We start from the raw sequence: 26,286 nt of genomic DNA on the forward strand, positions 1-26,286 counted from the left end.
AAAAAGTCAAATAATAAGTCAAGGATCAAAATTCATGGAACCGACTACCAACAAAGAGCAACTATCATTATCCAAACAGATGTTTCTGGCGCTAAAGCAAGCAGAAGCTAAGTTGGAGATGATGGAACTTGCCAAAAGTGAACCTATTGCCATTATTGGTATTGGTTGTCGATTCCCAGGAAATGCCAACACTCCAGAAAGCTTCTGGCAACTGTTAGCTAATGGTGAAGATGGAGTTAGAGAAATTCCACCTGAACGCTGGAATCCAGATTATTTTTACCATCCTGACCCTGATACTCCAGGGAAAATGTATATCCGTCATGCTTCCTTAGTGGATCAGGTAGATCAGTTTGAGCCTGAGTTTTTTGGCATCTCTCCGAGAGAAGCCCATAGCCTTGACCCACAACAACGTTTTCTTTTAGAAGTAACTTGGGAAGCTTTAGAAAGAGCGGGAATTAACCCCCAACAATTAGAAAATACCCACACAGGAGTGTTTCTAGGTATGGGTCAAAACGATTATGCTGATTTGGGTTTTAACCAACTAGAAAATATCAGCCCTTACGATGCTACAGGCAATGGCTTTTGTTTTGCCGCAGGTAGGCTATCTTACTTCTTGGGATTGCAAGGTCCATCTTTAGCAATAGATACAGCTTGTTCAGCATCTCTGGTAGCTATACATGAGGCTTGCCATAGTCTGCGTCGGGGTGAGTCTAATCTGGCTTTAGCAGGAGGGGTACAACTGATACTCTCTCCTCACGTTACCACCGCACTATCAAAATTGAAGGCTCTATCACCGGATGGCAGATGTAAGACTTTTGATGCTGCGGCGGATGGTTATGGTAGGGGAGAGGGATGTGGCATGGTAGTACTTAAGCGCCTGTCTGATGCTCTTAAAGATGGTGACCAAATCTGGGCAGTGATTCGTGGTTCAGCGGTTAATCATGATGGACCTAGTAGTGGGCTGACAGTACCTAATAAACTAGCCCAAGAACAGCTTATTCAACAAGCTCTCAAAGCAGCCAAAATAGAACCATCTCAGGTAGGTTATGTGGAAGCTCATGGTACAGGAACTTCCTTAGGGGATCCGATGGAAGTTAGAGCCTTAGGCACGGTGTTTGAGGAGGGACATAACCAAGAACATCCTTTGAGGATTGGTTCAGTTAAAACCAATATCGGTCACCTAGAAGCCGCAGCGGGAATTGCCGGATTGATTAAGGTAGTTCTACAACTCCAACATCAAAAAATTGCACCATCACTGAATTTTAAACATCCTAACCCCTATATTGATTGGGAGAATCTACCTCTAGAAGTTCCCACTCAACTGACACCTTGGTCCTCATCCAGTGGTCAACGAGTGGCAGGAGTTAGTTCCTTTGCTATTAGTGGCACTAATGCTCATATAGTGCTAGAAGAAGCTCCAAGAGAAGGCAACAGGCAACCCCCCCCTGTGTCCCCCCAAGGGGGGAAGGCAACAGGCAACAGTGAAGATTGCTTAGAACGTTCAATTAATCTACTAACGCTGTCAGCGAAAACAGAAATCGCCCTGGCGGAGTTAGTCATTAGTTATCTCCATTATCTGGAAAATCATCCAGAATTGGAGCTAGAAGATGTCTGTTATACAGCCAACACAGGAAGAGCTCATTTCAAACATCGATTAGCGGTTATTGCTGCTGACCGCAAAGAACTAGTAGAAAAACTACATTACCAGGAAACTGGGGAGCAAGCAGTTGGACTATTTTCTGGACATGCTAGCAAAAATCCACCGAAAATAGTTTTCTTGTTCACTGGTCAAGGTTCCCAGTATGTGAATATGGGAAGGCAACTCTACGAAACTCAGCCGACTTTCCGTAAAGCTTTGGAACAATGTGACCAAATTTTAGAGTCCTATCTGGAATATCGACTCTTAGAAGTTCTCTATCCTCAAAATGCACCATCATCAAGCTCCTCTCTACTAGACCAAACAGCTTATACCCAACCCGCCTTATTTGCTATAGAGTATGCCTTGGCTAAGTTATGGGAATCTTGGGGAATTAAACCCAATGCGGTAATGGGTCACAGTGTGGGAGAATATGTAGCAGCAACAATAGCAGGAATTTTTAGTTTAGAAGATGGTCTAAAACTCATTGCAGCTAGGGGAAGGTTAATGCAACAGTTACCCTCTGATGGTGAGATGGTTTCAGTCATGGCTAAGAAGTCAAAAGTTCGTGAATTGATTACCCCCTACACAGACAAGGTCGCAATTGCTGCAATTAATGGACCAGAAAGTGTGGTTATTTCTGGTGAAACAGAAGCTATTGCAGCTATTGTCAATCAATTAGAGTCAGAGGGAGTCAAAACTAAAAGACTACAAGTATCCCATGCTTTTCATTCACCATTAATGGAACCGGTGTTGGCAGAGTTTGAAGCTGTAGCTAATCAAGTTACCTACCATCAACCAAAAATACCACTAATTTCTAATGTTACAGGCACAAAAGTAGACAATAGTATTACCACAGCCAACTATTGGGTCAATCATATACGCCAGCCCGTAAAGTTTGCTGCTAGTATGGAAACCCTGCACCAACAAGGTTTAGAAATATTCCTAGAAATAGGAGCCAAACCAATATTATTAGGCATGGGACATCAATGTCTGCCAGAAGGGGTAGGTGTCTGGTTGCCTTCTTTGCGTCCTGCGGTAGATGAATGGCAACAGATACTCTCTACTTTAGGACAGTTGTATGTACATGGAGTTCAAGTAGATTGGTCAGGATTTGACAGAGATTATAACCATCAGAAAGTCGTGTTACCAACTTATCCCTTCCAACGTAAAAGGTATTGGGTTGAAACAACTAATGATTGGGATGGAAAAGCAATCTCTACAACTAAACTCCATCCTCTGATTAATCAAAAGTTTCAATCTCCCTTATCAAAAGAAATCTTTTTTGAGTCTTACTTTAGCACTGAAAATCTGCCATTTTTAGCTGACCACATTGTGTATGAACAAGTGGTAGTTCCTGGTGCCAGTCATATCTCCCTCTTGTTAGCAGCGGCATCTCTAACCTTTGCCGCAACCGAATGTCAAATCGAGGATATTCTGTTTCCTCAAGCACTGGCAATTCCGGAACAAGGGGTGCGAACAGTTCAGGTGGTTTTGACACCGCAAAATAACTCTTTTTCATTTCAAGTGATTAGCTTTGACGACTCTTTAGAATCACAGATTAATCAAGTTTCAAACAATGGTAGTCACATCAGTGACTGGGCAGTTCATGCCACAGGAAAATTGTCTGTTGCCAATGCTGAGCAATCACTAATACCTCTAGAAGAAATTCAAGCCAGATGTAGCCAAAAAATAGATAGTGCAGAAATTTACCAGCATCTCTGGGATAGACAGATTCACTTAGGACAGAGTTTCCGTTGGATAGAGCAGGTATGGTTAGGAGAGGGAGAAGTTCTTTGTCAAATGAAAGTCCCAAAAACTATCCTTAATACAACAAAGTATCAACTACATCCGACTCTAGTTGACTCGTGCTTTCAATCAATAATCGCACTTGTTTTAGATCAATCTGGCAACAAGAATGAAACGTTTGTTCCGTTCAGTATAGATAAATTCACTTTCTATAATAGTTCTGATAATGATCTGCTTTGGTGTTATACCTGTGGCTCGAAAGATAAACAATCAGGAGAAAAATTCAAAGCCGATATACAATTGTTTGACCAACATGGGCAGCTAGTTGCTCAGGTTATTGGTTTTGAAGGTAGGAAAGCTAATCCCAAAATTTTGTTGATGACTCTGGGTTCAGATTTGAGTAATTGGTTGTATGAAGTAGAATGGAGAACCAAAGGTCTTTTGGGCAGGTTGCTACCTCCAGATTTTCTGCTAGATCCTGTAGAAGTCTCCCAGCAATTGGCTCCCAGTCTCACAGAATTAGTAACTCTCTTAGATAATGCTCGCACCTCAGAAATCGGAACTCAATTAGAAGAATTAAGCGTAGATTATATAGTGCAAGGTTTGTTGCAGATGGGTTGGTCATACCAGCCGACAGAGAGCTTCGACTTAGATGCAGCAGCCCAATGTTTAGGGGTAGTTCCAACTCAGGTAAGGCTATTCGAGCGTCTACTACAAATCCTAGCAGAAGTAGGAATACTCCAGTCTAATCAACAGCAGTGGCAGGTTCAAAAAACAGCGCAGAAAGTCAACCCGAGTAAACAAAGCCAGAGTCTACTAAGTCAATATCCAGATGAAGCAGCAACATTGACATTATTGGAGCGTTGTGCATCTCAACTAAGCGGGGTACTACGAGGAGAAATTGACCCAGTGCAACTGGTGTTCCCTCAAGGGGATTTAACCACAGCAACCCAACTGTATAAAGACTCAGCTGTAGCAAAAGTGATGAACACGATAGTGGAAAAAGTCATCATGAAAGCTATGGAGAAGTTACCACCTAGCCGAGGAATACGTTTGTTGGAAATCGGAGCCGGAACAGGAGGGACGACAAGCTATATTCTGCCTCACCTCAATCCTAACCAAACAGAATATATCTTCACCGATATAGGAGCATTGTTTACGAGTAAAGCCCAAGAGAAATTCCAGGATTATCGATTCTTGGGATATCAAACCTTAGATATAGAGGTAGACCCAAGCAGCCAAGGATTTGAGTCTCATCGATATGATGTAATTATTGCGGCCAATGTCCTCCATGCAACCACAAGTCTTAAGCAAACCTTATCCCATGTGCGACAACTGTTAGCACCAGGGGGGATATTGGTCTTGTATGAAGCAACAACTCGATCTCGGTGGGTAGATTTAATCTTCGGACTATTAGAAGGATGGTGGAAATTTACTGATTATGAATTAAGACCAGACTACCCTCTGCTGAATCGGGAGCAGTGGAAAAAAGTATTGAGTGAAACAGGTTTTACTCAAGTAGTGACTCTGCCAGAAGTTGAAGGAATGGCAGAAGCTTTGTCTCAACAGACGGTGATTGTAGCCCAAGCAGCTTCAACAAAGTTAGAACCAACGAAGGAGACACCAAAGGGTTGGTTGATACTAGCAGACCAACAAGGAATTGCTCAACAGCTAGCTAGCCAACTGCACTCAGAAGGAGACGTTTGTACCTTAGTATTTTGGGGAGAAAACTATCAACAGATTGCCCCAGGAGAATTTACCATTAACCCCGACAACTTCTCAGAATTTGAACAACTAATAGAGACAGTAAACGCCAAATCACCATCGTTATCTGGAGTAGTGCAATGTTGGACAACTGAAGCGGGGGTGATTAATAACATCAACTCTGAGGAATTAAAAAACTTATCTAAACTAGGGTGTGGCACTACTTTATCTTTGGTACAAGCATTAGTCAAAGCTGGGTTATCCCAACCACCCCAGTTATGGTTAGTCACTTGTGGTGCCCAACCAGTACCCTCAAGTTATCCGGTAATACCAGGACTAGCCCAATCTTCACTGTGGGGAATGGGGAAAGTGATTAGCTTAGAACACCCTGAACTAAACTGCGTGCGCATAGATTTAGACCCACACCAGACGATAAAGAAGCAAGCTGATGTACTATTCAAAGAAATCTGGTCTAAGGATCAAGAAGACCAGGTAGCATGGCGAGGAGATGGGCGTTATGTGGCTCGATTGGTGGCTAGTCACCATCAGCAGACTGATGCCACTACCGAACAGTCTTTGAGTTTCCGTGAGGATTCTACCTACTTGATTACAGGAGGTATGGGAGGTTTAGGGTTACTGGTGGCTCGTTGGATGGTGGACAAGGGAGCCAAGCATTTAGTTTTGTTAGGACGCCGTGCACCGGATGATGCTGCCAACCAAAAACTGACTGAGTTAGAAATGGCTGGAGCTCAAGTGGTCGTGGAAAAAGCTGATGTGTCTGATGTTGAATCGATCACCAGAGTGCTGTACAAAATTGAGCATTCAAAAATACCATTAGCAGGGGTCATTCATGCGGCAGGGATGTTGTCAGATGGAGTGCTACAAAACCAGAGTTGGTCGAGCTTTGAGCAAGTGATGGCTCCCAAAGTTCAAGGAGCTTGGCATTTGCATCAATTCACCCAAAACCAACCATTGGACTTTTTCGTGCTGTTTTCTTCCGCAGCATCTCTGTTGGGTTCACCGGGTCAGGGAAATCATTCTGCAGCCAATGGGTTTCTTGATGGTTTAGCTCACTATCGTCGAGGAATAGGATTACCCGGATTGAGCATTCATTGGGGAGCTGTTGCTCAAGTGGGAGAGGCAGCTGAACGGGGAGCAGATGTTAGGGGGCAGCAGCAGGGTATGGGTGCGCTCTCTCCAACTCAGGTGTTAGAGTCCCTTGAGCTACTGATGAGTAGTACAGCTAAGGCTCAGGAAAACAACCTATCAGATATAGAAGTAGGAGTTGTGCCAATCGAGTGGTCAGCTTGGCAAGAAAGAGTAGCTCAATGGCCTTTCTTTACAGATTGGCAGGAAACAATCCAAACTACTTCTGAAATATCCAAGTCAGAATTTTTGTTAAAGCTTGAAGCAACAGCACCCAGCAAACGTCGCTCATTATTACTAGCTCATGTCCGTCGTCAATTAGCCCTCGTCTTAGGAATCAATCATCCCGAATCCATTTCATTAGAAACAGGATTTTTTGATCTAGGTATGGACTCTTTGACCTCTGTAGAGTTCAGGAATAAATTGCAAACTAGCTTTGATTGTTCACTACCATCAACTATAGCTTTTGAGTATGCGAATATTGAGTCTTTAACTGATTACCTAGAAAACAAAGTGATTCTATCATCAAATAGTACAGCCGCCAGTGAGGCTGAAACACTAGATGATATGGTAGATGAAGGTTCCTTAGAATCAGAGCTTTCAGAAAGTCTAGCTGCTGAAATTAATCAGCTTTCAGAAGATGAAATGGATCTAGCAGTTTCCCAAGCTGTAAGTCAGCTTGATCAACTTCTATAAGTGAAGTCAGTAAGTAATAGCAAATTTCTTAAAATAAGAGAGTACAGAAGCAATAAAGATGGAACTTAGCTCCCAAACAACCCAACTATCCAATCAGCAACTTCTGCTGCTAAAAATTCAACAAGCAACTGCCAAACTGCATGAAATTGAAACAGCAGCTACAGAACCAATAGCCGTTATTGGCATTGGCTGTCGTTTTCCTGGTGGAGTTGATAGTCCAGAAACTTACTGGAAATTGCTCCAAGAGGCAAGGGATCTCAGGACAGAGATTCCTAAAGACCGATGGGATGTTGATTTATACTATGATTCAGACCCTGATGTACCTAACAAAATCTATGTTCGTCAGGGTTATTTTCTCCAACAACCAGTAGACCAATTCGAGCCAGAATTTTTTGGGATTTCTGGTACAGAAGCAGCCAATATGGACGCCTCACAACGCCTGCTTTTAGAAGTTACTTGGGAAGCTTTAGAAAATGCAGGTATCTCCCCCAAAAGTTTGAAAAATACTGATACAGGAGTATACGTTGGTCAGATGACCAATGATTATGCAGTTATTGGTACAAATCGACCTGACAAATTACCTGATTTTTATTTAGGCATAGGCTCTAATATGGGTATGTCAGCAGGTCGAATTGCCTACATTTTGGGGTTACAAGGACCTACTTTATTCCTAGACACATCTTGTTCTTCATCTTTGGTTGCCTTACATTTGGCTTGCCAAAGTTTACGTTCTAGGGAGTCGAATCTATCTCTAGTGGGAGGGGTAAACTTGATGCTTGCTCCTAATACTACTCATGTACTTTGCAAAGGTAAAGCTTTATCACCTGATAGTCGGTGTAAAACCTTTGATGCCAGTGCTGATGGTTTTGCCCGGGGAGAGGGTTGTGGAATAGTTGTACTCAAGCGTCTTCGAGATGCTCTAGCAGATAGTGACCGTATTTTAGCACTGGTAAAAGGTTCAGCAATTAATCATGATGGGCCTAGTAGCGGGTTTACAGTTCCGAATCAGCAGGCTCAGAAAAAGGTAATTCATCAAGCCTTGAACAATGCCAAGGTTAATCCCTTACAGATTAGCTATGTTGAGTGTCATGGTACGGGTACGTCTTTGGGAGATCCTCTGGAGGTAAGAGCGCTCGACGAAGTCTATTGTCAACAAAGAACTAAGGAACAACTTCTGTTCTTAGGTGCAGTCAAAAGTAATATTGGACATTTGGAAGCAGCAGCGGGAATAGCTGCTTTGATTAAAGTTGTTCTAGCTCTTCAGCATCAAGAGATTCCGGCAAATCTTCACTTCAATCAGCCTAATCCTCGGATTAATTGGGAGCAAATACCAGTTAAGGTTCCGACAAAAGCTTTCCCGTGGCTCAAAGGAGAGAAACCTCGTTTGGCTGGAATCAGTGGATTTGGCATGAGTGGAACGAATGCTCATGTAATTTTAGAAGAAGCGCCAATACCGGTCAAAAGCAAGTCCTCAAGGGCCACGGGTGGTCAAAAGCAAGTCCTCAAGGACAGCAAAGGAGCAAAACTCAAAAGAGAAGAGTATTTAGAACGTTCACTCCATCTATTAACTCTTTCAGCTAAAACTCAAACAGCTCTTGATGAGTTGGTCAGTAGTTATGAAAATTATCTCAAAGCTCACCCTGAATTAGGGGTAGCCGACATCTGCTATACAGCGAACACAGGACGTACTCACTTTAACCACAAACTAGCAGTTGTCGCTTCCAACCAACAAGAATTAGTTGACAAACTTCGACAACAGCAAGAGGGAGAAGAGGTAGTCGGAATCTACTCAGGAGACCTGCCAAACAACAGTACAGTTCCTGAAATCGCCTTGTTATTCACAGGACAAGGCTCCCAATACGTCAACATGGGAAGGCAGTTGTATCAACAAGCACCAACTTTCCGTGAAGCGATTAACCAATGCGAGGAAATTCTCAGTAGCCTAGAAACGTTCCCAAATAAGTTATTACAAGAGATTCTCTATCCAGCAGACGACTTATCAGATTCATCCCTACTAGACCAAACAGCTTATACCCAACCAGCTCTATTTGCCATAGAATATGCCCTCTTCAAACTCTGGCAATCCTGGGGCATCAAACCAGATGTCGTTATGGGTCACAGTGTCGGAGAATATGTAGCAGCAACCGTAGCAGGAGTATTCAGCTTAGAAGCTGGTTTGAAACTAATTGCTGCTAGGGGCTCCTTGATGCAGAAACTACCTGCAGGTGGAGCAATGGTTTCAGTGATGGCATCAAAGTCGAAAGTGCTAGAAACTTTGAAGGCGATGTCCCGGTCAGAAAAAGTAGCCATAGCAGCCATCAATGGACCCCAAAGCATAGTAATTTCTGGGGAAGCAGAAGCAGTAGAGGCGATCGCCACTCACCTCGAATCCGTTGGCATCAAAACGAAACAATTACAGGTATCCCATGCTTTCCATTCACCATTGATGGAACCGATGTTGGCAGAGTTTGAAGATATAGCCAATCAACTCACCTACAATCAACCAAGGATACCACTAATATCGAATGTCACAGGTACAAAAGCGGACAATAACATAGTGACAGGCAAGTATTGGGTAAATCATGTGCGCCAACCAGTGCAATTTGTCCAGAGCATGAAAACTCTGCACCAAGAAGGATATGAATTATTCCTGGAAATCGGACCTAAACCAATTTTGTTAGGTATGGGGCGTCAATGTCTACCGGAAGAGATGGGTGTGTGGCTGCCCTCATTACGTCCGGGAGTGGATGAATGGCAGCAGATGCTCTCGAGTTTAGGACAGTTGTATGTGCAGGGAGCTAAAGTAGATTGGTTTAAATTTGACCAAAACTATAACCGTGAGAAAGTAATATTGCCCACTTATCCCTTCCAAAGAGAAAGGTATTGGGTAGAAACTCAAAATGGCTACCAACCAAAACCCTATGGGTCAACCGCCAAAAACCTGCATCCGTTACTAGGAGAAAAACTCAACCTAGCAAGAATAGAAAATCAACATCATTTCCAATCATACCTAACAGCAGAATCCCCAGCCTACCTGAGTCAGCACCAAGTATTTAACAAGGTGCTCTTTCCAGCCACAGGCTATTTAGAAATAGCCGCTGCAGTTGGGAAAAATTTGTTAACGACTGGAGAGCAAGTCGTAGTTTCTGATGTAACCATAGTGCGAGGGTTAGTGATACCAGAAACAGACATAAAGACAGTACAAACAGTAATCAGCACCTTAGAAAACAATAGCTATAAGCTTGAGATATTTAGTACATCAGAAGGTGACAATCAACAGGCAAACCAGTGGACATTGCATGCCGAAGGTAAAATATTCCTAGACTCAACTACCAACACCAAAGCCAAAATTGACCTAGAGCAATACCAGAGAGAATGTAGTCAAGTAATAGACATCCAACAACATTATCAACAATTTAAGTCAAGAGGGATAGACTACGGCAACAGCTTCCAAGGAATCAAACAATTGTGGAAAGGTCAAGGGAAAGCCCTAGGGAAAATAGCCTTACCAGAGGAAATAGCAGGACAGGCAACAGACTATCAGTTACATCCAGCCCTCTTAGATGCTGCTCTACAAATCCTAGGTCATGCTATAGGCAACACAGAAACAGACGACAAAGCTTATCTGCCAGTAGGAATAGACAAATTAAAACAGTATCGTCAGACAATAACTCAAGTATGGGCGATAGTAGAAATACCAGAAAACACTTTAAAAGGAAGTATTAAATTAGTAGATAATCAGGGAAGTCTACTGGCAGAAATTGAGGGATTAAGAGTAACGGCAACTACAGCCGATGCCCTATTGAAAAGCCTGCAACCAGATATTAGCCATTGGTTTTATCAGATCAACTGGCAAACCCAACCCCTACCATCAACTACCCCATCATCAGCAACTGACAAATGGTTAGTTTTCGCACAGGATACTCAACTGGTAGAAGCACTACAACGCAAAAGTCACGAGTCTATCAGAGTCTCACCAGGAGATACCTATAAGAAACTAACTCAGCAACACTATCAAATCAATCCCACCAGTAGAGAACAATTTCAACAGCTGCTAGCAGAAAATTCAGGGATTACTCGGATTGTCTATCTGTGGGGAGTGCAGGAGAGCGAAAGCAAAGACAATCTAGAAATACAAACAGTTCAAGAACAAAGTTGTGCCACAGTGCTGCATTTAGTGCAAGCAATTATCAACAGCAAACCTGAAACCATCCCAAAACTGTGGTTAGTCACCCGAGGAACTCAAAGGGTAATCTCAGACTCAGAAGTAATCAACCCTGAGTATGGAAGCTTATGGGGACTAGGACGAGTCATTGCCCAAGAACACCCAGAATTAGGGTGTAAACGCCTTGATTGTGACCCAAACTTAGAGCAGACTCAAATATTAGACTCCCTAGTAGCTGAACTCTTATCAGAAGATGTAGAAGACCAAATAGCGATACGTCAAGGAAGTCGCTATGTAGCCAGACTAGTACAAAAACCACAGCAAAAACCAATCACCTCAGCGGACCAACCAGTGCAATTAAAACTGTCAGAATACGGAGTCATAGACAACCTCAACTGGCAGCCAATGCAGCGGAAAACGCCCTTGGCAAATGAAGTAGAAATTGAGGTAGCAGCGGTGGGGCTAAACTTCCGAGACGTGCTCAATGCCCTCGGATTACTCAAAGACTACTATGCCGAACACTTTAACATTACTAGCGCAGAGCAACTAACATTCGGCTTTGAATGTGCTGGGAAAATCTCCGCAGTAGGAGAACAAGTTTCACAGTGGCAAGTAGGAGACGAAGTAATAGGATTACTCTTGCACGATGGCTTGAGCAGTTTCATTACCACCTCAGTAGAGTATGTAGTAGCCAAGCCCAAACAAATGAGTTTCAGCGAAGCGGCGACTCTACCCTTGACATTCCTAACTGCCCAATACGGGTTGCAGCACTTAGCCAAAATTCAACCAGGAGAGCGAGTATTAATTCATGCAGCAGCTGGTGGAGTAGGGCAAGCGGCAGTCCAAATAGCCCAAGTTGCAGGAGCAGAAATCTTTGCCACAGCTAGTCCAAGCAAATGGGAATTTCTCCAATCTTTGGGCATTAAACACATTATGAACTCCCGCACCCTAGATTTTGCCGAGGAAATCATGAAACGCACGGCAGGAGAAGGGGTAGATGTCGTGCTCAATAGCCTCAACGGAGAGTATATTCCCCAGAGCTTGGCAGTATTAACCCCAAAAGGCAGATTTGTGGAAATCGGCAAAATCGGAATTTGGGAAAAAGAGCAAGTCAAGGAAAAACGACCAGATGTGAGTTATTTCCCCTTTGATTTACAAGAAGCAGTCCAACAGCAACCGGGTTTAATTGGGCAACTATCAGAAGAATTAACCCAGCAGTGGAACCAAGGAAAACTCAAAGCCTTACCTCATAAAGTATTTCCTAGTACAGAAATTACAGCAGCCTTCCGGTACATGCAGCAAGCTAAACATGTAGGCAAGGTAGTGGTTTCCATGCCAGAAGCCCAAAGTGAGCCCAAATCTATCACAGCAGACGCAAGTTATTTGATCACTGGAGGATTAGGAGCCTTAGGATTGGAAGTAGCCCAATGGATGGTAACTCAAGGAGCAAGAAATATCGTTTTAACTGGACGTCGTGCTCCGAAGGAAACCGCACAAAAAATTATTGAGGAGTTGGAAACAGCTGGAGCCTCTGTGAGTGTATTACTGGGGGATGTTTCTCAACGAGAAGATCTGGCGAAAATTTTCCAGCAAATTCAGGCATCATTACCCCCCCTCAAAGGAGTAATTCATTCTGCCGGGGTGTTAGATGACGCATTAGTACAAAATATGAGTTGGTCACAGTTTACCAAGGTAATGGCACCAAAGGTCCAAGGAACTTGGTATTTGCATCAACTAACCAAAGATTTCCCCTTAGACTTCTTTGTATGTTTTTCGTCTATAGCTTCTATGTTGGGTTCACCAGGTCAAAGCAATTATGCTGCAGGGAATGGGTTTATGGATGCCCTAGCTCACTATCGTCGCAGTATGGGACTGCCAGGATTGAGTATCAACTGGGGAGCTTGGGCATCAGCAGGCATGGCCGCTAGTTTAGCAGTTCAAAATCAGCAACGGATGGAGAGCATGGGCTTAAGTGCCATAGAGCCAGAAAGGGGCATGCAGGCATTGGGGTCATTATTATCAGAATCTCAAAGCCAAGTGGGGGTATTCCCGGTTAATTGGTCACAATTTATCAGGCAGTTTCCTGGTGGACAAAAGATACCATTTTTGTCGGATTTCATTTCCCAAACACCATCATTAACTCAAAAGTCGGCATTTAGAGAAGAGCTAGAAGCAGCACTGGTTTCAGACCGTCACGAGCTATTAACAACTCACCTTCGCTTAGCGATCGCTAAAACATTAGGCTGGAAAGATACACAAAAGATCGGCATGCGTCAACCTTTATTTGACTTAGGATTAGATTCTTTGACAGCAGTAGAATTAAAAAATCGATTGGAGTCAAGCTTAGGAACAAGTTTAAGTTCAACACTGTTATTTGATTATCCTACAGTAGAAGCATTGGTAGAGTATTTAGCCAATGATGTCATGCCGATAGATTTCTCTTCTCATCTAGACCAAACAGAAAAAGCACTAGATGAAGAAGATGTTGTGGCGGACGGCTCATCCCAATTATCAGATATCACTGAACTTTCAGAAATTGAACTAGAAGCATCAGTTTTGCAAGAAATTGAAGCATTAGAAAAGTTAATCTGAACCGAGGTGGCTATTGGTGTTTAAGTAAAGAAGCTAAACATCATACCTATAAAATCTAATACAACCTTATCCTTTGAAAACACCATGAACCTAAAACAAGAACAAGAAAAGGAACAATCACTCTCAGCCTTACAAAGAGCGCTTATAGCCCTTAAAGATGCACGCTCCAAACTAGAAAAATACGAAACTCAAAGCAAGGAACCCATAGCGATAATTGGCATGAGTTGTCGTTTTCCTGGTGGAGTAGACTCCCCAGAATCCTTCTGGCAACTACTCAATGATGGGGTTGATGCTATCTCTGAAGTTCCCTCAAACCGATGGAACATTAATAACTACTACGACCCAGACCCGGATGCTACGGGCAAAATTTCTACTCGTGACGGTGGTTTTCTCTCACAAATAGATGGTTTCGATGCTCCATTTTTCTGCATTTCACCCCGGGAAGTTCAAAGTCTAGACCCCCAACAACGCTTATTGCTGGAAGTAAGTTGGGAAGCAATAGAAAGAGCGAACATAGTCCCTGACCAATTGTTTAATAGTCTCACAGGAGTATTTATTGGCATTGGTAGTAGTGATTATTTAAATCAGCTGGCAACCAGTGAAGTACCACAGGCTTATTGGGGTACAGGTAATGCGCCAAGCGCTGCTACAGGTCGTTTATCATACATATTGGGACTGACAGGACCTAATCTGGCAGTAGAAACGGCTTGCTCTTCGTCTTTGGTATCCTTACATCTAGCTTGTCAGAGCCTGCGACAACAAGAATGCAATTTGGCTTTAGCTGGAGGTGTCAATCTACTTCTATCTCCTGAGACTAGTATTATTTTCTCTCAGGCTAAAATGTTATCTCCCGATGGTCGATGCAAGACCTTTGATGCCTCGGCAAATGGCTATGTACGTGGAGAGGGATGCGGAGTGATTGTTTTAAAACGACTCTCTGACGCGGTAGCCAATGGGGATAATGTTCTGGCAGTAATTCGTGGAACTGCGATCAATCAAGACGGAGCCAGTGGTGGCTTGACAGTGCCTAATGGTCCATCTCAAGTAGCGGTTATTCGCAAAGCGTTATCCAATGGAGGAGTAGACCCAGCAAGTGTTAGTTATATCGAAGCTCATGGTACGGGAACTTCCTTGGGAGACCCTATTGAAGTTGGAGCGATAGGAACGGTATTTGGAAAAACCCACTCCCAAGAGCAACCTTTAATAGTTGGTACCGCTAAAACTAACATAGGTCACTTAGAGGTAGCAGCAGGAATAGCAGGTTTGATGAAAGTAGTCCTGCAACTGCAACATCAACAGATTGCACCATCACTACATTTTAAGCAACCCAATCCTTATATTAATTGGTCTCAATTACCAGTGCAAGTTTCGACTCAACTCACCCCTTGGCAAACCAATGGTAAAAGTCGCATCGCTGGAGTAAGCTCTTTTGGTTTTAGTGGAACTAATGCTCATGTGGTTATCGAAGAAGCACCAAAAGAAGGTAACAGCTTATCGGCAACAGTAGAGGAGAATGGCAATTCGACTGTAAAAGAAGATACTCTAGAACGTGCAGTTTATCTATTAACTCTTTCAGCCAAAACTCAAGCAGCTCTTGATGATTTAGTTAATAGTTATCAAAACTATCTCAAAAATTATCCAGAATTAAGAATCGCTGATATTTGTTATACGGCTAACACATGCAGAAGTCACTTCAACAACAGATTAGCAGTTGTCGCCTCGAACCAACAAGAATTAGTTGAAAGACTCCAACAGCACCAACAGGGAGAAGAAGTAACCGGAATCTACTCAATAGAACTGCCAAACAACAGTACAGCACCTAAAATCGCCTTGTTATTCACAGGACAAGGTTCCCAATATGTCAATATGGGTAGGCAGTTGTATCAACAAGCACCTGTATTCCGCAAAGCACTTGAGCAATGTAATGAAATTCTCCTTGGTACAGAAACGTTCCGGGAAAAGTCCTTACTAGAAATTCTCTATCCAGCAAACCAAGAACAGTCTAATTCATCCTTACTAGACCAAACAGCCTATACCCAACCCTGCTTATTTGCCCTAGAATACGCCTTATTTAAACTCTGGCAATCTTGGGGAATCCAACCAGATGTGGTCATGGGTCATAGTGTAGGAGAATATGTAGCAGCAACAGTAGCAGGAGTATTCAGCTTAGAAGAGGGCCTCAAACTAATTGCAGCTCGTGGAAGATTGATGCAACAATTGCCCGCAGGTGGTGAGATGGTTTCGGTTATCGCCTCAGAGTCGAAAGTGCTGGAGATATTTAAGGCTATGTCCCTAGAAGAAAAAGTAGCCATAGCAGCCATCAATGGACCCGAAAGCACAGTCATTTCTGGGGAAGCAGAAGCAGTAGGAGCGATCGCAACTCACCTAGAATCCCTTAGCATCAAAACGAAACAACTACAGGTATCCCATGCCTTCCATTCACGATTGATGGAACCAATGCTGGCAGAGTTTGAAGCAGTAGCCAAACAGGTAACCTATAGTCAGCCTCAAATATCACTAATATCTAATGTTACTGGTCAACAAGTGGGCTCAGAAATTACTTCTGCCGAATATTGGGTGAACCATGTCCGGCAACCAGTGCGCTTTTCCGAGAGCATGACAACTCTGCACCAGGAAGGGTATGAGTTATTTCTAGAAATCGGACCCAAACCAATTTTGTTGGGTATGGGACGTCAATGTCTGCCAGAAGGGGTTGGTGTTTGGTTACCATCCTTGCGCCCTGGAGTAGAAGCATGGCAGCAGATGTTGCAGAGTTTGGGACAGTTATATATGAAAGGGATCAAGGTAAACTGGTCAGGGTTTGACCAAGATTACGCCTGTCATAAGGTAGCAATACCCACCTATCCATTCCAGAGAGAAAGTTATTGGATAGATACTGACAAAAATCAAGGGCAAAAAGCTGTTAATGGTAGCTCAAGTTTAATTGTAGACTTACTTAATCAAAGTGATATAGAAGGGTTGAATCAGGAATTAAGCTTTTCTACAGAATTAACTGCAGACGAACAAAAAATGTTGCCTAAGTTGCTAGGAATCTTAGTCAACCGTCACCAAGATTATCTGGAATTTAAAGGTAATGTAGTTTATGACTATTACAATTCTTTTGCAGAAATTAGTCAAGAAAAATTGAGTAAAGAAAAGCAACAAGAAAATAATTCACTGCAATTCTTAACTTTTGGAATATTACCAGAAAGTATTCCCGGTTTTTCCTGGCTAAAAATGTTGACTAACTCTAATCAAAACCCGACCCATAAAACAGCCTTATTAGAGGCACAGCAAGAGTTGAGAAGGCTATGTTTTTCACAAGTAGACTTCTCATCTACCAAAAAAGTGTTAGATTTTGGTTGTGGATATGGCTCGGATTTAATAACCTTAGCCAAAAATCACCCACACCTACAACTAAACGGTTATACAATTTCTAGTGGACAAGCTAAATTTGCTGCCAACCAAGTTAATGATTATCAACTGCAAGAGCAGATACAAATTTTTAACCGAGACAGTTCAAAAGATGAGTTTCCTGATAATTACAACCTGGCATTTGGATTTGAAGTAGCTCATCATATTAAGGATAAATCGCTGTTATTTTCCAATATAAGCAGGCATCTTCAGGAAGAAGGTCTATTAGTAATGGCAGATTTTATCGCTAATAGTGATGTTGATATTGACCACGAAGAAACATCATCTTACTTTATTACCAAACAACATTGGGTAGAGCAACTCTCACCAAATAAATTGCAATTAATTAGTGCTATAGATATTAGTCATGAAGTATCCAACTATTTGTATGATGCTGAATTTGAAGAAAATCTCAGAGAATTATATGAACAAAATCATGACGATAATGTTAAGTCAGCTTTTCAATCCTATAATCAGTTAGGTAAATTACTGAGCAAAGGATTGGCTAGCTATGTATTACTAACAGCAAAAAAACAAGAAAATTTACCACAAGAGCAAAGTTATCAGTTGAACCGAGAAATGCTAGCTCAACTGTCTTCTTACTCTGAAGTAGCTGTTAAACAATGGGTTTACGAACTGAAGTGGGAAACCAAAAAACATCAACAGTTGCTATCACCCAATAAACCAGGAAATTGGCTCATATTTGCTGATCAGCAAACGCAAGCATTGAAAACGGTCTTAGCAAAACAGAATCAAAATTGTCTCATCGTAACCCCAGGCTCTAGTTACAAGCAGTTAGATGACCAACACTATCAACTAAATCCCACGAATGCACAAGAATTTCAACAACTAATAAAAGAGTTGTTTACTACCCAAGATACCCTAGAAGGAGTAGTTCATCTATGGAATATTAATACCTCAACAGAAGAGTTGGAAGCTGCTCAAGAACTAGGTTGTGCCAGCGTACTATATTTAGTGCAAGCATTGGTGTCAAACTCGCAATCATCAATAGTACCTCTATGGTTAGTTACTCAGGGAACACAAAATGTAGAAGAGAATGAACCGAAACTAGCAGTACAGCAAGCACCAGTGTGGGGGTTGAGTCGGGTAATAGCACTAGAACACCCAGAGCTGAAATGTAGGCGAGTTGATTTAGACCAAACCAGGAACAGCTTAGAAGCCTTAGAAGCATTAGGTAAGGAACTCTTAAATCCTGATGATGAAGACCAAATAGCAATTCGTGGAGGAGTGCGTTATTCCGCTAGATTGGCAAGGCGAACCCAAAAGTCAATTTCAGAGCAAGAGCAACAGATAGCATTCGGAACAGAAGGCAGTTACTTATTGACTGGTGGTTTGGGAGCATTGGGATTGGAAGTAGCCCAATGGATGGTTAAGCAGGGGGCACGACATATAGTATTAAACGGGCGTCGTACTCCCTCAGAAACAGCTCAGGAAACTATCCAGCAATTAGAACAAACAGGAGCTAAAATCTCAGTCATACTAGGAGATGTTTCTAAGGAAGAGGACGTTGCTAGTATCCTGAAGCAGATTGAGGCATCTCAAGCACCATTACGAGGGGTGATTCATGCAGCAGGATTCCTGGATGATGGTGTTTTACAACAGATGAGCTGGGAGCGTTTCAGGAAAGTTATGGCTCCGAAACTACAAGGAGCTTGGTATTTGCATCAGTTGACTCAGAAGCTACCACTAGACTTCTTTGTTTGTTTTTCCTCCATTGCATCCTTACTAGGTTCACCTGGTCAAGGAAACTATGCCGCAGCAAATGCTTTTATGGATACTTTGGCTGACTATCGTCGGAGCATGGGCTTACCGGGATTAAGCATTAATTGGGGAGCTTGGGCTCAAGGAGGGATGGCTTCTCGTCTAGGAAGTCAACATCAAAGTCGGTTGCGTACAACCGGAATGAATCTTATAACTCCAGAGAAGGGATTGCAGGTATTAGGAGAGTTGCTATCACAGCCCGTTAGCCAAGTAGGAGTATTCCCCATAAATTGGTCTCAATTCTTAGGACAGCTGCCAGTAGGACATACAATTTCATTTTTAGAAGCTTTTGCTTCCAGAAAACTACAAAAAGAAACAACTAAGGATGAAAACTTTTTAGAACAACTAGCACTAGCAATTGAAAGTGAACGCAACCAAATTCTGATCGGTTATCTTCAAGTTAAAGTCGGTAAATTGCTGGGATTTGATAAATCCAAACTGCCCAATCCAGAGTTGGGATTCTTTGACATGGGCATGGATTCCTTGCTAACAGTTGAGTTAAGAAATCTCTTGAGTTCTAATTTGGGTTGCTCGATTAGTGCAGCTGAGTTGTTTGGGACTTCTAATATCCAAAACTTAGCGGAACATTTAATCAAAGAAATTTTGCCAGAGGGGCAAGAGGAAGAAGAAGTTGATCTTGATGACAGTCAAAATACACAAAACCTAGATTCTGCCCAGATAGAAACTCAAGGAAAAGTTGATCATGCGATTGCTGCTGAGTTACAAGAAATCAAGAATTTACTGAAGGAGGGTAACTGACAATGAGCAATGTTTCTAAAACAACCCAACAAGATGTATCCTCTCAAGAGGTGCTTCAAGTATTACAAGAAATGCGGAGTAGGCTTGAAGCAGTCAACAAAGCAAAAACTGAACCAATCGCTATTGTGGGCATGGCCTGTCGGTTTCCTGGTGGAGCTAATGACCCATCTACATATTGGCGCTTATTACATGATGGAATAGATGCTATTACACCAGTACCACCTCACCGTTGGGATGTTAATGCTCATTACGAGCCTAACCCAGAAATTCCAGGAAAAGCCTACACCAAACAGGGTGGATTTATTGAGCAAGTTGACCAGTTCGACCCTTTGTTTTTTGGTATTTCTCCTCGGGAGGCAATTAGTTTAGATCCTCAGTACAGACTACTTTTAGAAGTTACCTGGGAAGCTCTGGAAAATGCTGGGCAAACATGGACTAACCTTAAGAATAGTAAAACAAGTGTATTCATGGGCGTCTCCACGGATGACTATGCGAGTCTGAGTAATCCTATTCTTATTAATAATCGAAGTCTTGGTGTAGGTCGTATTTCTCATTTACTTGGTTTACAAGGGTCTAATATACAGTTAGATACAGCTTGTTCAAGTTCTTTAGTTGCGATCCATCTAGCTTGTCAAAGTTTGCGATCAGGAGAATCTAATTTAGCATTAGTAGGTGGAGTGAATTTAATCTTATCACCAATCAGTACTATTGGCCGCTGTACAATGAAAGCACTATCCCCTGATGGTCGCTGCAAGACTTTTGATGCTGCGGCTAACGGTTATGGTCAGGCAGAAGGATGTGGTGTTGTCGTTTTGAAGCGTTTGTCCGATGCAATTACTGATGGTGATTTAATTTCAGCACTTATCCGAGGTTCTGCAATCAATCACGATGGACCTAGTAGCGGTCTTACAGTTCCTAATGGAATGGCCCAGAAACAAGTGATTCAACAAGCCTTGAGCAATGCTAGGTTAGAACCCCATCAGGTGAGCTATTTGGAAGCTCATGGGACAGGAACTGCTTTAGGAGACCCCATCGAAATAGAAGCTTTGGCCGCAATATATGGCAAAAATCGTCCAGTGGATCAGCCTTTAGTAGTTGGTTCCGTGAAGACTAATATTGGACACTTAGAGGCAGCCGCAGGTGTATCAGCTTTAATTAAGGTCGTTTTAGCACTTCAGCATCAAGAAATTCCACCTCATTTACACTTAAAGCAGCCTAATCCCTATGTAGATTGGGATAAATTACCAATTAAAATACCAACTTCATTAATGCCTTGGAATTGTGAAGCCAAACCGAGAATAGCAGGGATTAGTTCTTTTGGTATAAGTGGCACTAATGCTCATTTACTCTTGGAAGAGGTTCCTGAGCTAATCAAGGGTCAAAAGGCAAAAGGAAAAAGTGAAAATGACTTAGAACGTCCCCTCCATATACTAACCCTGTCAACCAAGACAGAAAAAGCGCTCGAAGAGTTAGTCAGTCGTTATCAAAACCATTGGGAAACTTATCCAGAATTGGCTATCTCAGATGTCTGTTACACAGCTAACACAGGACGTGCCCAGTTTAACCATCGCCTAGCCGTTATTGCCTCTGGCTCAGAGGAATTAACACAAAAACTTCGGCAACACACAGCAGGGGAAGAAGTAGTTGGAGTTTTTTCTGGCAAAGTACCCAATAGTGGCAGTGAGAGCAAAGTAGCTTTCTTATTTACAGGTCAGGGTTCCCAGTATTTGAATATGGGAAGGCAATTGTATGAAACTCAACCTACTTTTCGTCAAGCTTTAGATACATGTGACCATATCCTGCGTCCTTACCTGGACAATCCACTCCTAGAAATTCTATACCCTCAAGATGCACAAAAGTCAAATGATTCTCCACTAGATCAAACTGGTTACACCCAACCAGCTCTGTTCTCTATTGAATACGCTTTGCTGAAGTTATGGGAATCTTGGGGTATTAAGCCAAATGTCGTGATGGGTCACAGTGTGGGAGAATATGTAGCAGCAACAGTAGCAGGAGTATTTAGTTTAGAAGATGGCTTGAAACTAATTGCCGCTAGAGGAAGGTTAATGCAAGGATTACCTGCTGGTGGAGAGATGGTTTCAGTTATGGCTTCAGAGTCCAAGGTTCTAGAGACTCTGAAGGCAATGTCCCTAGAAGACAAAGTAGCAATAGCAGCCATCAATGGACCCGAAAGCATAGTCATTTCCGGTGAAGCTGAAGCCATTAGAGCGATGGCAACTCACCTCGAATCAGTAGGCATCAAAACCAAACAGCTACAAGTATCCCATGCTTTCCATTCACCCTTGATGGAACCCATGTTGGCAGAGTTTGAAGCTGTAGCCAATCAAATCACCTACCATCAACCCAGGATTCCCATCATATCTAACGTCACAGGCACAAAAGCAGACAAGAGCATAGCCACAGCCCAATATTGGGTCAATCATGTGCGCCAACCGGTAAGGTTTGCCCAAGGTATGGCAACCTTGCACCAACAAGGCTATGAAACTTTCCTAGAAATTGGAGCCAAACCAATATTATTAGGTATGGGCAAGCAATGTCTATCGCCAGACGTTGGTGTGTGGCTGCCATCTTTGCGTCATGGAGTGGATGAATGGCAACAGATTCTTTCAAGTTTAGGACAGTTATATGTACAGGGAGCCAAAGTAGATTGGTCAGGATTTGATCGAGATTATAGCCGTGAGAAAGTAGTATTGCCAACTTACCCATTCCAACGAGAACGGTATTGGGTAGAAACTAGTATAAATCAACAACAAGTTGTATGCTCTGGGGAGCCAAACCTCCAAGGTACTCCTGAAGGTACGAGTACTACTATCGTTAAATTACTCAGCCAAGGAAATACTAAAGAGTTAGCAGAAAAAGTCGAAAAAACTAGTGATTTACCACCGGAACAGTTGAAATTATTACCGGATTTATTAGCCTCATTATCTCAACAACATCAACAAGAATTAGCCAGATTAACTACCAAAAAATGGTTTTATAAAGTCCAGTGGATATCTCAAGCTATAAAACCCCAACGAAACAAATCAAATAATCAAGTCTGTCATTGGTTGATTTTGACAGATTCAAAAGGATTGGGCAAATCTTTGGCCACTCATTTGCAACAGCTGGGAAATGAATGCAGTGTAGTTTATCAAGCTGATAATTATCAAAATTATGAACCAGGGATTTATCACATTAATCCATCTCATCCCCAGGAATTTGAACAAGTATATCAAACAATATTCGAAAACGGTAAATTACCCTTACAAAAGGTAATTCATCTGTGGAGTTTGGATACTGCTTCTGAACAAGATTTAACCACCGAAACCTTAGAACAAGCGCAACTATGGGGATGTGGCAGTACACTGCACTTATTACAAACTTTAGTCAAAAACCCCAACTCAACACCACCAAAACTCTGGATGATCACCAGAGGGACTCAACCTGTATTGTCACCAACAGAGAAACTAACAGTGGCAACATCACCATTGTGGGGATTAGGTAGAACGATCGCTTCTGAACATCCGCAGCTTTGGGGAGGTTTGGTAGATCTCGATCCACAGGGTTCCGAAGATGAGGTGGAAGTACTATTACAACAGATAATAGATAGTCAAAAAGAAGACCATCTAGCGGTGCGCAATCGCAAAATATACGTTGCTCGTTTACTCAAGCACATTCCCCAAGAATCTCAACCCCTGTCACTGCGATCTGATGCCACATACCTAATTACTGGAGGATTAGGAGCCCTGGGGTTGAAGACAGCAGCATGGATGGCAGAAAAAGGAGCTAGAAATTTAGTTTTAATCAGTCGTCGTCAACCCTCTGAGCAAGCACAACAAACGATTCAAAGTTTGGAAGAATTAGGCACTCAAGTAAAAGTTCTTTCAGCAGATATATCAGTTGAATCCGATGTCGCCAATATCCTAGAGCAAATTCAAACATCTCTACCCCCACTACTAGGTGTAATTCATGCAGCAGGCGTTTTGGATGATGGCCTACTGCAACAAACCAATTGGGAGCGCTTTACGAAAGTGATGGCCCCCAAAGTCAACGGGACTTGGAATCTACATAAATTAACCCAGCATTTATCCCTAGATTTCTTTGTTTGCTTCTCATCTATGAGTTCCTTATTAGGTTCACCCGGTCAAGGAAACTATGCTGCAGCTAATGCTTTTATGGATGCTGTAGTTCATTATCGTAGGGAGATGGGATTACCAGGATTAAGTATTAACTGGGGAGGCTGGTCTGAAGGTGGTATGGCGACTCGTCTTGCAAGTCAGCATCAAAATCGAATGCAAACGGCAGGGATAAGTTTGATTTCTCCAGAGCAAGGAATACAAGTATTAGAGGAACTTGTACGCACTCAGTCTACAGCACAGGTGGGAGTATTGCCTGTAGATTGGTCGGTATTGGCAAAACAATTTAGTTCGGCAAATCCAAGTTCTTTACTATTAGAACTCTTGCAACAGGAGACAAGCTCAGAAAAGACAGACGAACGCATTTTAGAAAAATTGCAAGCTGCACCAATAACTGAACGTCAAGATATTTTGAAAAATTATATTCAATTGGTAGTAGCAAAAACTCTCGGAATCAATCCATCAAAAATTTCCACTGATGACAATTTTGTAGAGTTGGGTATGGATTCCCTAATGGGAATGGAAGTTGTCAATAAACTTAGTGGCGACCTAGATTTTATTATCTATCCCAGAGAGTTTTACGAACGACCAACAATCGACTCCCTGACTCAATATTTGAGTGCTGAGTTGAGTGAAGATAATCTTGCTACTCAACCATCTCCAACAAGCTTAGAAATCTTTGCAACCAAAAGTTCACCTAGTGGAAACTCTGCACGTCCAGCCTCCGTCTCTTCACGTCTTCCTGGTATTATTTTTATCCTTTCGAGTCCCCGCTCAGGTTCAACTTTACTCAGAGTCATGCTAGCGGGTCATTCTTCCCTGTTTTCACCACCGGAGTTGCATCTGTTACCCTTTAACACCATGAAGGAGCGACAGGAGCAACTAAACCTTTCTTACTTGGGGGAAGGGCTACAAAAAACTTTCATGGAAGTAAAAAACCTGGATGCAACAGCTAGTCAGGCTCTAATTAAAGACCTCGAGTCACAGAACTTATCAATTCAGCAGGTATATGGGATGCTCCAGGAGAACATAGCACCTCGTCTACTCGTAGACAAGTCTCCTACTTATGCTATGGAGCCCACTATCCTAGAACGAGGGGAAGCACTCTTTGCTAACTCCAAATACATTTATCTAGTTCGTCATCCCTACTCAGTCATAGAATCATTTGTGCGGATGCGGATGCAAAAACTTGTCGGGTTAGGTGAGGAAAATCCTTACCGGGTAGCGGAGCAGGTGTGGGCTAAGAGTAACCAGAACATTCTAAATTTCCTGAGCCAGTTGGAGCCAGAGCGTCAGCATCAGATTCGCTATGAAGACTTGGTGAAAAAACCTCAACAAGTGCTATCCCAACTATGCGACTTTCTCAATGTTCCCTTCGAGCCAGAACTTTTGCAACCTTATCAGGGCGATCGCATGACAGGGGGTGTTCATCAAAAGTCATTGTCAATCAGTGACCCTAACTTCCTCAAACACAATACTATTGATGAGAGCTTGGCAGACAAATGGAAAACGATTCAATTACCTTATCCGTTGAAGTCAGAAACTCAACGGATAGCCAGCCAACTTAGTTATGAGTTGCCAAACCTAGTTACAACTCCGACAAATCAACAGCCTCAAGTCTCTACAACTCCCTCAACAGAGCAGCCTATTATGGAGGAAAAATTCCTGGAGTTCGGAGGAAATCAGATCTGTCTGTGTAGTTGGGGTTCCCCGGAGCATCCTGTAGTTCTGTGTATTCATGGAATTTTGGAACAAGGATTAGCTTGGCAAGAAGTCGCACTTCCTCTAGCAGCACAAGGTTATCGGGTAGTGGCTCCTGACTTATTTGGTCACGGGCGCTCTTCTCATTTGGAAATGGTGACTTCTTATAGTTCACTGACATTTTTAGCTCAGATAGACCGGGTAATTCAGGAATTACCAGACCAACCTTTGTTGTTAGTAGGTCATTCCATGGGTGCCATGCTGGCAACTGCGATCGCTAGCGTGCGACCAAAGAAAATCAAAGAGTTGATTTTGGTAGAACTTCCGCTACCTGCTGAGGAAAGCAAGAAAGAATCCGCAGTTAATCAGCTAACGACTTGTTTAGACTATCTCAGTTCTACTCCTCAACATCCCATCTTTCCTGATGTGGCAACTGCTGCAAGTAGGTTGCGTCAAGCGATACCTAGTCTGTCAGAAGAATTTTCTTATATCTTAGCTCAGCGAATTACACAACCAAATCAAGGTGGAGTTCGCTGGAGTTGGGATGCAATTATTCGTACTCGTTCTATTCTGGGTTTAAACAATTTACCTGGTGGTCGATCTCAATATTTGGAGATGCTCAAATCTATCCAAGTTCCGACTACGTTAGTTTATGGAGATAGTAGCAAACTAAATCGACCAGAAGATTTGCAACAACAGAAAATGACTATGACTCAAGCTAAACGAGTTTTTCTGTCAGGAGGGCATAATCTTCATATTGATGCTGCTGCTGCTTTAGCATCACTTATCTTAACATCCTGAGGGGG

General features: G+C 42.5%; 4 protein-coding genes. All 4 read left to right on the top strand.

Features of this window, described 5'->3' with window-relative positions; all coding sequences use genetic code 11:
- The first annotated feature begins 34 nt into the window (after nucleotides 1-34).
- The 4 genes from F6K64_RS21895 to F6K64_RS21910 all read left to right on the top strand — a co-directional run bounded on the left by F6K64_RS21895 (nucleotide 35) and on the right by F6K64_RS21910 (nucleotide 26,281).
- Nucleotides 35-6,931 carry a type I polyketide synthase gene (locus tag F6K64_RS21895; protein ID WP_287266303.1) on the top strand — a complete coding sequence of 2,299 codons (6,897 nt, stop codon included), beginning with the start codon at nucleotides 35-37 and terminating at the stop codon, nucleotides 6,929-6,931.
- A 58-nt stretch (nucleotides 6,932-6,989) separates the two neighbouring features.
- Nucleotides 6,990-13,688: a type I polyketide synthase gene (locus F6K64_RS21900; protein WP_008191793.1), complete on the top strand. Its 6,699-nt coding sequence runs from the start codon at nucleotides 6,990-6,992 to the stop codon at nucleotides 13,686-13,688.
- 84 nt (nucleotides 13,689-13,772) lie between these two features.
- Nucleotides 13,773-19,643: a type I polyketide synthase gene (locus F6K64_RS21905; protein ID WP_287266304.1), complete on the top strand. Its 5,871-nt coding sequence runs from the start codon at nucleotides 13,773-13,775 to the stop codon at nucleotides 19,641-19,643.
- Between the two features lie 2 nt (nucleotides 19,644-19,645).
- On the top strand, nucleotides 19,646-26,281 hold the full coding sequence (locus F6K64_RS21910; protein ID WP_008191784.1) for a type I polyketide synthase: 6,636 nt from the start codon (nucleotides 19,646-19,648) through the stop codon (nucleotides 26,279-26,281).
- Nucleotides 26,282-26,286 lie beyond the last annotated feature (5 nt).

Origin of the sequence: Moorena sp. SIO3A2 (assembly GCF_010672265.1) — a bacterium.
Taxonomy (GTDB): domain Bacteria; phylum Cyanobacteriota; class Cyanobacteriia; order Cyanobacteriales; family Coleofasciculaceae; genus Moorena; species Moorena producens.